Here is a 14918-nt window from a genome sequence, read left to right as displayed (position 1 = left end):
GCTTATGCGCCGTTGTCCGTTATCTTATCTGTTCAGGTTCCTAACCATGTCGCTCTTCACGGCTGCCGACAAGGCATTATGGCGTCTCGCCCTTCCCATGATTTTCTCCAATATCACGGTTCCCTTGCTGGGGCTTGTGGATACGGCGGTGATTGGTCATCTGGATAGCGCGGTCTACCTCGGCGGCGTGGCGATTGGCGCAACGGCAACCAGCTTCCTGTTTATGCTGTTGCTCTTTTTACGTATGAGCACCACCGGCTTAACTGCGCAGGCTTTTGGCGCGAAAGATCCCATCCGGCTTGCCCGCGCGCTGGTGCAACCGCTGCTGCTGGCATTAGGGGCAGGGTTACTTATCGTGCTGTTCAAAGGGCCGCTTATCAACCTGGCGCTCACGGTTGTCGGCGGTAGCGACGCCGTGCTGGAGCAGGCCCGGCGTTTCCTTGAAATTCGCTGGTTAAGTGCCCCCGCTTCGCTGGCCAACCTTGTGCTGCTGGGCTGGCTGCTTGGCGTTCAGTACGCCCGCGCGCCGGTGATTTTGCTGATCGTCGGCAACGTTCTGAATATCGTTCTCGATCTGTGGCTGGTGATGGGCCTGCATATGAACGTGCAGGGGGCGGCGCTGGCGACGGTGATTGCCGAATATGCCACGATGCTCATTGGCCTGCTGATGGCGCGTAAGGTGCTGGTGCTGCGCGGAATTACATCTGACATGCTTAAGACGGCCTGGCGTGGAAATATACGCAGCCTGCTGGCGCTCAATCGCGACATCATGCTGCGCTCGCTGTTACTTCAACTCTGTTTTGGCGCATTAACCGTATTTGGTGCGCGGCTGGGTAGCGATGTGGTGGCGGTCAACGCTGTGCTGATGACCATGCTCACTTTCACCGCCTACGCGCTGGATGGCTTTGCCTATGCTGTGGAAGCGCACTCCGGGCAGGCTTATGGCGCGCGTGATGATAGCCAGTTACAGCAGGTTTGGCGCGCGGCCTGCCGACAGGCAGGCATTGTGGCGCTGGCGTTTGCGCTGGTATACGCCCTGGCAGGCGGTCATATCGTGGCAATGCTGACGTCTCTGCCATCATTACAGCAACTTGCCGATCGTTATGTGCTCTGGCAAGCGGTCTTGCCGGTGATTGGTGTCTGGTGTTATCTGCTGGATGGCATGTTTATTGGTGCGACGCGGGGGGCGGAAATGCGCAACAGCATGGCCGTGGCTGCCGCAGGCTTCGCCTTAACGCTGCTGACGGTGCCGATATTGGGCAACCACGGTTTATGGCTGGCGCTGGCGGTATTCCTTGCGCTGCGTGGTTTGTCGCTGGCGGTTATCTGGCGTCATCACTGGCAAAAAGGCACCTGGTTTTCGCCGCAGACTTAACGGCGAGGATGGTTAAAAATTCTGAATAGTGAATCGTCAGTAATATCCTCTTCTACACTTATTATCACGTTCAGCAGAAATGAACGCCGAAGGACGAAGTGATATCTCATCCATGATCGAATGATAAGGAGCTGATGATGAACAAAGACGAACTCAGCGGTAACTGGAAACAGTTCAAAGGTAAAGCGAAAGAGAAATGGGGCAAACTGACCGACGATGACATGACCGTTATCGAAGGTAAACGCGATCAGCTGGTCGGTAAAATCCAGGAACGCTATGGATATGCTAAAGACCAGGCCGAGAAAGAAGTCAGCGATTGGGAAACCCATAACGATTACCGTTGGTAATCTCGCTGATGCATAACGCTTAACTCCCCTCAATAAGCGTTTCTACCCGCTGGTACAAGGATGTGCCAACCCTCGAATTACCGTGCCTTTTTCTTGATCTGAATCGTGTGGTCGTGGTGGCAATGTTCATGTGAACTGCATGCCTCTACCTCCACACATTCTGCGCACAGGCCGTGCGCTTCAATTACATTATGACGTAGCGCAAAGCCCATGCGTGCCGCGACCATATGCATAATATCTTCCACGCCTTCCGCACACTCTTCCTTCACCACGCCGCAGCGATCGCAGATGAACATTGCTGATGTATGCGTAGGTTGATCAAACAGATGGCACAGCACGTAGCTGTTGGTGGATTCCACCTTATGCACAAACCCTTGCTCGAGCAGGAATTCCAGCGCGCGATAAACGGTAGGTGGCTTGGCCTGCGGCTCTTTCACGCGTAACAGATCGAGAAGGTCATACGCGCTGATAGCACCCTGTTGCAGGCTCAACAGACGTAGCACTTCCAGACGCTGTGGAGTCAGGCGCACGCCGCGCTGCGCACACAGCTTTTCAGCCTGCGCCAACATATCTTGCGAAGTGGTCTTATCCATTTTGCGTCCTCGCGCTACGGGGGAAATAGACCTCTACTTTACCATGTTATGGCAAAAACACCGAGTGTCTGAATAATCGCCACCCTGAGGTAAATCTTAAAGCACATCCTTAAGCCTGATTGAATGGCATAAATGCTGGGAAGCGCGGTGTCACTCATCTATAAATAGGAAGGGTAACGTTAATAAGAACGATAAGGCGAAAAGCCAGATATATCCTGCTTTTTCTCACTTAATTCCACTTTTTCGCAGCAATAGTTCCCCCTTAGGCGTTATTCGCATGGGGCGTTTTCACCTGCAAACAAACGGTACGACTGTGAAAATAAACATTAAATATTCGCTTATTCCTTTGACGGCATCTTTATTTATGGCAAATCAGGCGCATGCCGCCAACACCTGGTCAGAAGCGCGGAATGACGCGATGGGGGGCACCGGCGTTGCGTCGGCAAATTATGGGAGCGGCGTGCTGATTAACCCCGCGCTGTTGGCGAAAGCCAAACCAGACGATGACATTACGGTAATTCTTCCTGCCGTGGGTGCGCAAATTACCGATAAAGACAATCTTCAGGATGAAATCGACGAGATTAATGACAAAGTGAATAACTATCGCGGCGTACTTAATGACCTCACCTTGCAGGATATCCTGCTCGACCCACAGGGTACGTTAGGACAGTTTCAGGGCGCGGCAGGCGATCTGGCCAGCGAGCTGGATTATCTGAAGGGCAAAACAGCGCGCGCCAGCGGAGGCGCAGGGATTGCCGTCAGTATTCCAAACGACGTGCTCTCGGTGGCCTTTATCACCAAAGCCTATGCCCACGGGCGGGTGAGTTCCGCTATCGATCAAGGTGATATTGATTACCTGAGGGGAATTGAAGGCAGCCAGGTGACGGCGATTACTGAGGCCGGGAAAGCTGTGGTGGGCGGCTCGGATGAAATCACCAAACACCTCAACTCAACGGCCTCAGGGCGCGTGGCGATTGTCTCTGACTACGGCGTTGCGGTGGCGCGGCAATTTGAGCTGGGCGATGTGCCCGTCTCGGTCGGCATCACGCCAAAGCTGCAAAAAACCTGGCTCTATAACTACACCACCTCTATCTACAATTATGACAGCAGCGACTGGAACAGCAGCCGCTACCGCAACGATGATACCGGCTTTAACGTCGATGCCGGTATTGCAGCAGACTTTGGCGAGAACTGGACGGTGGGCGTAAGCGGGCAAAACCTGATCTCCCGGGATATCGAAACCAAAGATGTCTTTATCACCAATGGCGAAACGGGCGTGACCAGCAACTATAAAGACACCTATCAGATTCGCCCGCTGGTGACCGCGGGGGTGGCGTGGCATAACGATTTGGTGACGGTGAGCGCCGATGGCGATTTGACTGAGACGAAAGGCTTTAAAAGCGAGGATAACTCGCAGTATGTTGGCGTCGGGGCGGAAGTTCGTCCGCTCGACTGGCTCGCCGTGCGCGCCGGTTATCGTGCGGACGTGAAGAATAATGACAGTAATGTCTTCACCGGCGGTGTGGGTTTCGCGCCGTTTAACCGCGTGCATGTCGACCTGATGGGGCTGGTTGGTGAAGATGAAACCTGGGGGGCTGGCGCGCAGTTAAGCGTCACGTTCTGAGCCTTTTGCCGGATGCGCTACGCTTGTTCGGCCTACCCGGTAGATGCCACCGTAGGCCCGGCAAGCGTAGCGCCCCGGGCAGCCAGCCGCACCCAAGCCACCGTAGGCCCGGCAAGCGCAGCGCCCAGGGGCGATTCACCACGCCCACCGCCGATACACCATCGCAACCTTGCCTCACCGCTTTTGCTTTGTGCTATAGTAGCGCCCCTTTTTCAGAATGCTTAATAAATCGCCATGCCAGAATCTTCGTCCTCCGTTTTTCCTGCACACCGTTTCTCCATCGCGCCAATGCTCGACTGGACCGACAGACACTGCCGCTATTTCCTGCGCCAGTTGTCGCGCCACACGCTGCTGTACACGGAAATGGTCACCACCGGAGCGATTATTCACGGTAAGGGCGACTACCTGGCTTACAGTGAAGAAGAGCACCCGGTCGCATTGCAGCTTGGCGGTAGCGATCCGGCGGCGCTGGCGCAGTGCGCGAAACTGGCAGAAGAGCGTGGCTATGACGAGGTTAACCTTAACGTCGGCTGCCCGTCCGATCGCGTACAGAACGGGATGTTCGGCGCCTGTCTGATGGGCAATGCCCAACTGGTCGCCGACTGCGTGAAAGCGATGCGCGATGTGGTATCCATTCCTGTGACGGTGAAAACGCGTATTGGCATCGACGACCAGGACAGCTACGAATTTCTCTGCGACTTTATCAGTACCGTTGCCGGACGCGGCGAGTGCGAGATGTTCATCATCCATGCGCGCAAAGCCTGGCTTTCTGGCCTCAGTCCAAAAGAGAACCGTGAGATCCCGCCGCTGGACTACCCACGCGTGTATCAACTGAAGCGCGACTTCCCACACCTGACAATGTCGATCAATGGCGGCATTAAATCGCTGGAAGAGGCGAAAACCCATCTGGAACATATGGATGGCGTCATGGTCGGGCGTGAGGCGTACCAGAACCCCGGCATTCTGGCGACGGTTGATCGCGAAATCTTTGGCATCGAAGGTGCAGATGCGGACCCGGTTGCGGTGGTGCGTGCAATGTATCCCTACATCGAGCGTGAACTGAGTAACGGTACTTATCTGGGCCACGTGACTCGCCATATGCTGGGTCTGTTCCAGGGCATTCCGGGCGCGCGCCAGTGGCGTCGCTACCTGAGCGAGAATGCCCACAAAGCTGGAGCGGATATCAACGTGCTGGAGCACGCACTGAAGCTGGTTGCCGATAAGCGTTAAAATTTCACTAAAAACTGGTCAAATTCACCACGCCCGGCACGTAGTTGTCGGGCGTTTTTATTGATATTCAATAAGTTAATTTTGGCATGATTTTTGTAATAGCACAGGCAGAGAATGACGATATCTTTGGGAGAGAGTCATGTTTGAGCTACTGTTTGTGATTGGATTTTTTGTGATGCTGCTGGTAACGGGCGTTTCACTCCTGGGCATTATTGCCGCGCTTTTCGTCGCCACGGCGCTGATGTTTGTGGGCGGCTTATTCGCGCTGATGTTTAAATTGCTGCCCTGGTTACTGCTGGCGATTGCCGTGGTATGGGTGATTCGGGCGATTAAAACACCAAAAATTCCCGAGTATCGGAGCAATAACCGTTGGCGTTACTAAGGTATTGAGGGGTTCGTCACACAATAGAAATTTTGCATAAAACTGCATAGGTTTCGCGTAATAAATCTGTCACTATTGCGCCGTTAACGAATTCATCGAGCTGTACCCTACATACAGCCGAACTAAAAAAAGTAAGGGCTTCCCATGTGGAAGCCCTAAGCTTTTCTAGGGGATTAACAGGCTCGAACCCTGTGTCACCCGGCTCTCAAGAACCTCGTGCGCATGCTTCGCATCCGTCAGCGCAAATTTCTGTTTCTCTGCCACATCCACTTTAATCACACCGCTGGCAATCAATGAGAACAGCTCATTGCTCGCTTCCTGCAGCTCTTCGCGCGTCGTCACGTAGCCGTAAAGGGAAGGGCGGGTCACATACAGCGAACCTTTCTGGTTGAGAATACCCAGGTTCACACCGGTGACGGGCCCGGAAGAGTTGCCGAAGCTCACCATCAACCCGCGGCGTTGCAGGCAATCCAGCGACGCTTCCCAGGTATCCTTCCCGACCGAGTCATACACCACGCGTACTTTCTTACCGCCGGTAATCTCTTTCACGCGTTCGACGATATTCTCATCGCGATAGTTAATCACCTGCCATGCACCGGCTTCCAGCGCACGTTTACCCTTTTCCGCGCTGCCGACGGTACCGATTAGTTTCGCGCCCAGCGCTTTCGCCCACTGGCAGGCAATCAGCCCTACGCCGCCCGCTGCGGCATGGAACAGGAACGGCTCGTCCGGTTGAATTTCATAGGTTTTGCGCAGCAGATAAAACACCGTCAGCCCTTTCAGGAACGACGCCGCCGCCTGCTCAAAAGTGATGGCATCTGGCAAAATCGCCACCTTGTCTTCCGCCACGTTATGCACTGCGCTATAGGCTCCCAGCGCAGACTGCGCGTAAACCACACGATCGCCGACGTTAACGTGTTTCACGTCGTTACCGATTTTCGTCACCACGCCCGCCGCTTCGGTACCCAGGCTGCTTGGTAGCGACGGCGGTGGATATAACCCGCTACGGATGTAGGTATCGATATAGTTAATGCCAATAGCCTTGTTCTCGACCTGCACTTCGTGGCTTGCCGGATCGACGGGGGTGAAGTCTACGGCCTTGAGTACTTCGGGTCCGCCATGCTTGTCAAATTCGATGCGTGTTGCCATGCTTCCTCCTGAACAATGTGGTAATCTTTCGACCCAATCTTTATCTCGGTAACTCCATTCACTATGGCAGCAAATAAACCCTTCAACAAACAACAGACTGAAGCTCGTGAGCGTGATCCTCAGGTCGCCGGGCTGAAAGTGCCGCCGCACTCGATTGAAGCGGAACAGTCGGTGTTGGGCGGTTTAATGCTGGATAACGAACGCTGGGACGATGTCGCCGAGCGTGTTGTCTCTGATGATTTCTATACCCGTCCGCACCGCCATATCTTCACTGAAATGGGGCGCTTACAGGAAACGGGCAGCCCGATTGACCTGATTACGCTCGCGGAATCGCTGGAGCGTCAGGGTCAGCTTGATAGCGTTGGCGGTTTTGCTTACCTGGCAGAGTTGTCAAAAAATACACCAAGTGCGGCGAATATCAGTGCTTATGCCGATATCGTCCGCGAACGTGCCGTTGTCCGTGAGATGATTTCGGTGGCGAATGAAATCGCCGAAGCGGGGTTTGATCCTCAGGGCCGTACCAGCGAAGACTTGCTCGATCTCGCGGAATCCCGCGTCTTTAAAATCGCGGAGAGCCGCGCGAATAAAGATGAGGGCCCGAAAAATATCGCCGATGTGCTGGACGCCACCGTTGCCCGTATTGAGCAACTTTTCCAGCAGCCGCACGATGGTGTGACAGGTGTAAATACAGGCTATGACGACCTCAATAAAAAAACCGCGGGGCTGCAACCGTCGGATTTGATTATCGTCGCCGCGCGTCCATCGATGGGTAAAACGACATTTGCGATGAACCTCGTCGAAAATGCGGCGATGTTGCAGGATAAACCGGTGTTGATCTTCTCGCTGGAGATGCCATCGGAACAGATTATGATGCGTTCTCTGGCGTCACTGTCGCGCGTAGATCAAACCAAAATCCGTACCGGTCAGTTGGATGATGAAGACTGGGCACGAATTTCCGGCACGATGGGTATTCTGCTTGAGAAGCGTAACATCTACATCGATGACTCCTCGGGCCTGACGCCGACGGAAGTGCGCTCGCGTGCACGCCGTATCGCCCGCGAACACGGCGGTATTGGTCTTATCATGATCGACTACCTTCAGTTGATGCGCGTGCCGTCACTCTCCGATAACCGTACACTGGAAATCGCGGAAATCTCCCGCTCGCTCAAAGCGTTAGCAAAAGAATTACATGTGCCGGTGGTGGCGCTGTCGCAGCTTAACCGTTCACTGGAACAACGTGCCGATAAACGCCCGGTCAACTCCGACCTGCGTGAATCCGGCTCAATCGAACAGGATGCCGACTTAATCATGTTTATCTACCGTGATGAGGTTTATCACGAAAACAGTGACTTAAAAGGTATCGCCGAGATTATTATCGGTAAGCAGCGTAACGGCCCGATCGGTACCGTGCGTCTTACCTTTAACGGGCAATGGTCGCGTTTCGATAACTACGCGGGCCCGCAGTACGACGACGAATAACAAGATTGATTCAGGTAACTCAAGCAAACACTTTTCAAGGAACACAAATGCAAGCGGCAACTGTAGTGATTAACCGCCGCGCTCTGCGACACAATCTGCAACGTCTGCGTGAACTGGCGCCTGCCAGCAAACTGGTTGCGGTGGTGAAAGCGAACGCCTACGGACACGGTCTTCTGGAGATCGCGCGAACGCTCCCCGATGCCGACGCCTTTGGCGTCGCACGTCTGGAAGAGGCCCTGCGGTTGCGCGAGGGCGGCATTACGCAACCCATCTTACTGCTGGAAGGTTTTTTCAACGCCACCGATCTGCCGCTTATCGCTGAACAGCAACTGCATACCGCTGTGCATAATATGGAACAGCTGGAAGCGCTGGAAACCGCGAAACTGAGCCGCCCGGTGACGGTGTGGATGAAACTGGATACGGGCATGCACCGTCTCGGCGTGCGTCCGGAAGAGGCGGATGCGTTTTATCAACGTCTGAGCCAGTGCGAGAACGTTAGTCAGCCGGTGAATATCGTGAGCCACTTTGCGCGTGCTGATGAGCCTGAATGCGGCGCGACCGAGAAACAGCTCGATATCTTCAACACTTTCTGTGAAGGCAAGCCGGGAAAACGCTCTATCGCAGCGTCTGGCGGCATTTTGCTGTGGCCACAGTCGCATTTCGACTGGGCGCGTCCGGGCATCATCCTCTACGGCGTATCGCCGCTGGAACAAAAGCCCTGGGGGCCGGATTTCGGCTTCCAGCCGGTGATGTCGCTGACCTCCAGCCTGATTGCCGTGCGCGAGCATAAAGCGGGTGAGCCGGTTGGTTACGGCGGTACCTGGATCAGCGAGCGCGATACGCGGCTGGGCGTGGTGGCGATGGGCTATGGCGATGGTTACCCGCGCGCTGCGCCGTCCGGCACCCCGGTGCTGGTTAATGGCCGTGAAGTGCCCATTGCGGGCCGCGTGGCGATGGATATGATCTGCGTTGACCTGGGGCCGGCAGCGCAGGATAAAGCAGGCGATCCGGTGGTGATGTGGGGTGAAGGGCTGCCCGTTGAGCGCATCGCGGAAATCACAAAAGTGAGCGCTTACGAACTTATCACGCGTCTGACGTCGCGCGTGGCGATGAAGTATATTGATTGATTGTGTGGTGCCGGGTGGCGGCTGCGCCTTACCCGGCCTACTATTTGATAACATCCGGCGACAACATCCTCTCGACCTTCTCCCGCTTCCGGTTTATTGTGTTATTACCTGCCTTCTGTAAACCTGGAGAACCACCTCGTGTTTCAAAAAGTTGACGCCTACGCTGGCGACCCTATTCTTTCGCTGATGGAGCGTTTCAAAGAGGATCCGCGCAGCGACAAAGTGAACCTCAGTATCGGCCTGTACTATAACGAAGAGGGCATCATCCCCCAGCTTCAGGCCGTTGCAGAGGCTGAAAAGCGCCTTGCTGCCCAGCCGCATAGCGCCTCGCTTTACCTGCCAATGGAAGGGCTGAACAGCTACCGTCAGGCCATTGCGCCGCTACTGTTTGGGGCCGATCATCCGGTGCTGGCGGAGAAACGCGTCGCCACCATTCAGACCCTGGGCGGTTCCGGTGCGCTGAAAGTAGGTGCGGATTTTCTCAAACGCTACTTCCCGGATTCCGGCGTCTGGGTCAGCGATCCGACCTGGGAAAACCACGTCGCCATTTTTGAGGGCGCGGGCTTTACGGTCAAAACCTATCCGTGGTTCGACGGTGAGACCAACGGCGTGCGTTTTGACGCGCTGCTGGAAACCCTCAACACGCTGCCTGCGCAAAGCATCGTGCTGCTGCATCCGTGCTGCCACAACCCAACCGGTGCGGACCTGACGAACAGTCAGTGGGATGCCGTGACGGAGGTGCTGAAGGCGCGTAACCTGATCCCGTTCCTGGATATCGCCTATCAGGGCTTTGGCGGCGGCATGGAGCAGGATGCCTATGCCATCCGCACGATTGCGGCTGCGGGCTTGCCGGTGCTGGTGAGCAACTCATTTTCAAAAATTTTCTCGTTATACGGTGAGCGTATCGGCGGTTTATCCGTGGTCTGCGAAGATGCCGACGCCGCAGGACGCGTGCTGGGGCAGTTGAAAGCGACGGTTCGTCGTAACTACTCAAGCCCGCCGACAACCGGTGCGCAGATTGTGTCTACCGTATTGAATGACAACGCGCTGAAAGCCTCGTGGCTGGCGGAAGTGGAAGCGATGCGCACGCGTATTCTGGACATGCGCCAGGCGCTGGTGAAGGTACTGAAAGAAGCCATGCCGGACGGGAATTTCGACTACCTCCTCAAGCAACGCGGTATGTTCAGCTATACCGGTCTGAGTGCTGCACAGGTCGATCGTCTGCGTGAGGAGTTTGGCGTCTACCTGATTGCCAGCGGCCGTATGTGCGTTGCCGGGCTGAATTCCCGTAACGTGCATCGCGTCGCGCAGGCATTTGCGGCGGTTATGTAAGCAAGTGCTTACTCTTCATGCGGCATCACTGCCGCATGAAGAGTTTCTCAATGTGAAAATGTGATCTCTTATCCTTTTTCCAGGATAAATCCTGGAAAATCCTTCCCTTCACTCCCTGTAACCGTTAAGGTCTTTCTAATTTTTTGAAGTATTACTCACTTTAAAACAAAAACAAGACGACGATTTAGGGAAAACTATGCGCAAGATCACACAGGCGCTGAGCGCCGTTTGTTTGTTGTTCGCGTTAAATAACACGGTTACTGCTCACGCTTCATCACCTTCTCCGCTCTATCCGGGTACGGATGTCGCTAAACTGGCCGAACAGGCCCCCATCCACTGGGTATCAGTGGCGCAAATTGAAAACAGCCTGATGAATCATCCACCGATGGCAGTGGGATTTGATATCGATGACACGGTGCTGTTTTCCAGCCCCGGCTTCTGGCGCGGGCAGAAAACCTGGTCTCCGGGCAGCGAAGCGTATCTGAAGAACCCTGCATTCTGGGAAAAAATGAACAACGGCTGGGATGAGTTCAGCATTCCGAAAGAAGTGGCCCGTTCACTGATCGCGATGCACGTGAAGCGCGGTGACAGCATCTATTTCGTTACCGGGCGTAGCGAAACCAAAACCGAAACGGTCTCCAAAACGTTGCAGGATTATTTCCTGATCCCGGCGACCAGCATGAATCCGGTCATTTTTGCCGGTGACAAACCGGGCCAGAATACCAAAACGCAGTGGCTGAAAGAGAAGGGTGTAAAGGTCTTCTACGGCGATTCGGATAATGATATCTCGGCGGCGCGTGAAGCGGGTGCTCGCGGTATCCGTGTGTTGCGCGCCTCAAATTCCACGTATCGACCACTGCCGCAGGCGGGCAGGTACAACGAAGAAGTGATTGTTAATTCCGAGTACTAAACGTCCCGTAAATAAATGATGCTTTTTTAGTCAAAAATCAGTCACCGGAAGGTTTCACCTTTCGGCGACTTGTTGCACACTGAGGTGATGACGTTTGGCACTCCGTGGCTCGTGAGACTAAGAGGTATAAAATGACCAGTTCGGATCTTTTGGTGTACTGCATGGCGAAGCGTGGCGCGGAGCAAAGCGTCCACAGCGACTGGAAAGCGACGCAGATTAAGGTTGCGGATGTGCTTTTCGCGATGGTCAAAGAGGTGGAAGAACGCCCGGCGGTGTCGTTGAAAACCAGCCCTGAGCTGGCAGAACTGCTGCGCCAGCAGCACAGCGATGTGCGTCCCAGCCGTCATCTCAATAAAGCGCACTGGAGCACGGTTTACCTCGACGGCACGTTGCCGGACTCGCAAATTTACTATCTCGTGGATGCCTCGTATCAGCAGGCAATCACGCTACTGCCGGAACAAACCCGGCAGCAGCTAGTGAAGTGACTACTTCAGCATCGGTTTAAGGAAGCGCGCCGTATGTGAGGCTTCGCATTCGGCGACGGTTTCTGGCGTGCCGGAGACGAGAATCTCCCCGCCGCCGCTGCCGCCTTCCGGGCCGAGGTCAACAATCCAGTCGGCGGTTTTGATCACATCAAGGTTGTGCTCAATGACCACGATGGTGTTGCCCTGGTCGCGCAACTGGTGCAGCACTTCCAGCAGTTGCTGAATATCCGCAAAGTGCAGGCCGGTGGTCGGCTCATCGAGAATGTACAGCGTCTGTCCGGTACCGCGTTTGGAGAGTTCACGCGCCAGTTTGACGCGCTGGGCTTCACCACCAGAAAGTGTCGTCGCCGCCTGGCCGAGACGAATGTAGGTCAGGCCGACGTCCATCAGGGTTTGCAGTTTGCGCGCCAGCGCCGGAACGGCATCGAAGAACTCACGTGCTTCTTCAATGGTCATATCCAGCACTTCGTGGATGGTTTTGCCTTTGTACTTAATCTCCAGCGTTTCGCGGTTATAGCGTTTGCCTTTGCACTGGTCGCACGGCACGTAGATATCCGGCAGGAAGTGCATCTCGACTTTGATCACGCCATCGCCCTGACACGCCTCACAGCGTCCGCCGCGTACGTTAAAGCTGAAACGCCCCGGCGTATAGCCGCGCGCGCGTGATTCCGGCACGCCCGCGAACAGCTCACGCACAGGCGTAAAGACGCCGGTGTAGGTTGCCGGGTTTGAGCGCGGGGTACGGCCAATCGGGCTTTGGTCGATGTCGATGACTTTGTCGAAGTGTTCAAGCCCCTGAACATCGCGATACGGCGCAGGTTCGGCGATAGTCGCGCCGTTAAGCTGACGCTGGGCAATCGGGAACAGGGTGTCGTTAATCAGCGTAGATTTCCCGGAGCCGGATACCCCGGTGATACAGGTAAACAGGCCCACAGGCAGCGTCAACGTGACATCTTTCAGGTTGTTGCCGCGCGCGCCGCTCAGTTTCAGCACTTTTGCAGGGTCCGCCGGTACGCGATTTTTCGGCACTTCGATTTTACGTTTGCCGCTCATGAACTGGCCGGTTAGCGACTCTGGCACTGCCATGATGTCGTCCAGCGTCCCTTCCGCGACAACCTGACCACCGTGTACACCCGCGCCCGGTCCGATGTCGATAACGTGGTCAGCGGCACGAATGGCGTCTTCATCGTGTTCGACCACAATCACCGTGTTACCGAGATTACGCAGGTGAATCAATGTGCCGAGCAGACGTTCGTTGTCGCGCTGGTGCAGGCCGATGGACGGCTCATCCAGCACGTACATCACGCCGACTAACCCGGCGCCAATCTGGCTCGCCAGACGGATACGCTGAGCTTCACCGCCGGAGAGGGTTTCTGCCGAGCGGGATAGCGTGAGGTAGTTCAGGCCAACGTTGACGAGGAACTTCAGGCGGTCGCCAATCTCTTTCAGCACTTTTTCGGCGATTTTCGCGCGCTGGCCGGAAAGTTTCAGATTATTGAAGAAGTCCATCGCATGACCAATGCTCATGTCAGAGATGGTCGGCAGCGGGGTATTTTCCACGTACACGTGACGTGCTTCGCGGCGCAGACGCGTGCCGTCGCAGCTGGCGCACGGACGGTTGCTGATGAATTTCGCCAGCTCTTCGCGCACCGCGCTGGATTCCGTCTCTTTGTAGCGGCGTTCCATATTGTGCAGCACGCCTTCAAACGGATGACGACGCACGGAGGTATCGCCGCGATCGTTCATATATTTGAATTCGATAGACTCTTTGCCGGAACCGTACAGTACCACTTTCTGCACTGATGCGTTCAGGCTGCCCCACGGGGCTTCAACGTCGAAATCATAATGCTCCGCCAGCGAGCGCAGCATCTGGAAATAGTAGAAATTACGGCGATCCCAACCGCGAATAGCGCCACCCGCCAGCGACAGCTCCGGGTTCTGAATGATGCGGTCCGGGTCGAAATATTGCTGCACGCCCAGGCCGTCACAGGTTGGGCACGCGCCCGCCGGGTTGTTGAACGAGAACAGACGCGGTTCCAGTTCGCTCATGCTGTAGCCGCAAATCGGGCAGGCGAAGTTGGCGGAGAAGAGCAGCTCATCCGCTTTCGGATCGTCCATATCGGAGACGATCGCCGTGCCGCCGGAAAGCTCCAGCGCGGTTTCAAACGACTCGGCCAGACGCTGTGCCAGGTCTTCGCGCACTTTGAAGCGGTCGATAACCACTTCAATGGTGTGTTTCTTTTGCAGCTCCAGCGTCGGTGGATCGGACAGGTCGCACACTTCGCCATCGATACGCGCGCGGATATAGCCCTGGCTTGCCAGGTTTTCCAGCGTTTTGGTGTGCTCGCCTTTACGCTCTTTAATGATTGGCGCCAGCAGCATCAGGCGTTTGCCTTCCGGCTGCGTCAGCACATTGTCGACCATCTGGCTGACGGTTTGCGCCGCCAGCGGCACGTCGTGATCGGGGCAACGCGGCTCGCCTACGCGGGCATACAGCAGACGCAGGTAGTCGTGAATTTCGGTAATGGTCCCGACCGTGGAACGCGGGTTGTGTGAGGTCGACTTCTGCTCAATAGAGATAGCAGGCGACAGCCCTTCGATATGATCGACATCCGGCTTCTCCATCAGCGACAGGAACTGGCGCGCATACGCAGAAAGCGATTCGACGTAGCGACGCTGCCCCTCGGCGTAGAGGGTGTCAAAAGCCAGTGACGATTTGCCAGACCCCGACAGCCCGGTAACGACAATCAGTTTGTCGCGCGGGATGATGAGGTTGATATTTTTGAGATTGTGGGTGCGGGCGCCCCGAACTTCGATCTTATCCATTTACCTTTCCCGGTAGAGACTCGGCTTGCCAGATTTGCTTGAAGGACAAACGGCGGAAA

The 14918-nt window shown here is 55.4% G+C and carries 13 protein-coding genes; 10 read left to right on the top strand and 3 right to left on the bottom strand.

All coding sequences use genetic code 11. The features are described from left to right. Positions 1–46: 46 nt before the first annotated feature. Both dinF and NMC31_RS13410 read left to right on the top strand, forming a co-directional pair. Positions 47–1375, top strand: a complete 1329-nt coding sequence (gene dinF, locus NMC31_RS13415; protein WP_253898231.1) for an MATE family efflux transporter DinF — start codon at positions 47–49, stop codon at positions 1373–1375. A gap of 137 nt (positions 1376–1512) precedes the next feature. After that, positions 1513–1722: a CsbD family protein gene (locus NMC31_RS13410; RefSeq protein WP_015966328.1), complete on the top strand. Its 210-nt coding sequence runs from the start codon at positions 1513–1515 to the stop codon at positions 1720–1722. 77 nt (positions 1723–1799) lie between these two features. Here the strand turns inward: NMC31_RS13410 and zur are convergent, their stop codons facing one another. Further along, positions 1800–2315 (bottom strand): zinc uptake transcriptional repressor Zur, encoded by a 516-nt coding sequence (zur, locus tag NMC31_RS13405; protein ID WP_231825649.1) that lies wholly within the window; start codon positions 2313–2315, stop codon positions 1800–1802. Between the two features lie 277 nt (positions 2316–2592). Between zur and NMC31_RS13400 the strand changes: the two genes are divergently transcribed. The 3 genes from NMC31_RS13400 to pspG all read left to right on the top strand — a co-directional run bounded on the left by NMC31_RS13400 (position 2593) and on the right by pspG (position 5551). Continuing rightward, positions 2593–3939 (top strand): conjugal transfer protein TraF, encoded by a 1347-nt coding sequence (locus tag NMC31_RS13400; protein ID WP_436650301.1) that lies wholly within the window; start codon positions 2593–2595, stop codon positions 3937–3939. Positions 3940–4173: 234 nt separating this feature from the next. Continuing rightward, positions 4174–5169 (top strand): tRNA dihydrouridine(20/20a) synthase DusA, encoded by a 996-nt coding sequence (gene dusA / locus NMC31_RS13395; protein ID WP_253898229.1) that lies wholly within the window; start codon positions 4174–4176, stop codon positions 5167–5169. A gap of 139 nt (positions 5170–5308) precedes the next feature. Further along, a complete protein-coding gene (gene pspG / locus NMC31_RS13390; RefSeq protein WP_149461781.1) occupies positions 5309–5551 on the top strand; it encodes an envelope stress response protein PspG in 243 nt (80 codons plus the stop codon). Positions 5552–5716: 165 nt separating this feature from the next. Here pspG and NMC31_RS13385 read toward each other — a convergent pair whose 3' ends face one another. After that, positions 5717–6700: a quinone oxidoreductase gene (locus NMC31_RS13385; RefSeq protein ID WP_253898228.1), complete on the bottom strand. Its 984-nt coding sequence runs from the start codon at positions 6698–6700 to the stop codon at positions 5717–5719. Between the two features lie 63 nt (positions 6701–6763). Between NMC31_RS13385 and dnaB the strand changes: the two genes are divergently transcribed. The 5 genes from dnaB to NMC31_RS13360 all read left to right on the top strand — a co-directional run bounded on the left by dnaB (position 6764) and on the right by NMC31_RS13360 (position 12033). Further along, positions 6764–8179: a replicative DNA helicase gene (gene dnaB, locus NMC31_RS13380; protein ID WP_108476017.1), complete on the top strand. Its 1416-nt coding sequence runs from the start codon at positions 6764–6766 to the stop codon at positions 8177–8179. Positions 8180–8226: 47 nt separating this feature from the next. Further along, a complete protein-coding gene (gene alr, locus NMC31_RS13375; RefSeq protein WP_253898227.1) occupies positions 8227–9306 on the top strand; it encodes an alanine racemase in 1080 nt (359 codons plus the stop codon). Positions 9307–9444: 138 nt separating this feature from the next. Beyond that, positions 9445–10638, top strand: a complete 1194-nt coding sequence (gene tyrB, locus NMC31_RS13370; protein WP_149461784.1) for an aromatic amino acid transaminase — start codon at positions 9445–9447, stop codon at positions 10636–10638. A gap of 196 nt (positions 10639–10834) precedes the next feature. Beyond that, positions 10835–11548 carry an acid phosphatase AphA gene (aphA, locus tag NMC31_RS13365; RefSeq protein WP_253898226.1) on the top strand — a complete coding sequence of 238 codons (714 nt, stop codon included), beginning with the start codon at positions 10835–10837 and terminating at the stop codon, positions 11546–11548. 131 nt (positions 11549–11679) lie between these two features. Then, positions 11680–12033, top strand: coding sequence for an MmcQ/YjbR family DNA-binding protein (locus NMC31_RS13360; protein ID WP_149461786.1), 354 nt, complete (start codon positions 11680–11682; stop codon positions 12031–12033). Here the strand turns inward: NMC31_RS13360 and uvrA are convergent, their stop codons facing one another. After that, on the bottom strand, positions 12034–14859 hold the full coding sequence (uvrA, locus tag NMC31_RS13355) for an excinuclease ABC subunit UvrA (protein ID WP_149461787.1): 2826 nt from the start codon (positions 14857–14859) through the stop codon (positions 12034–12036). Positions 14860–14918: the final 59 nt, after the last annotated feature.

Origin of the sequence: Pseudocitrobacter vendiensis (assembly GCF_943590815.1) — a bacterium.
GTDB classification, from domain to species: Bacteria; Pseudomonadota; Gammaproteobacteria; order Enterobacterales; family Enterobacteriaceae; genus Pseudocitrobacter; species Pseudocitrobacter vendiensis.
Note: the sequence above shows the minus strand (reverse complement) of the source record. Positions and strands in the feature narration are given on the sequence as shown.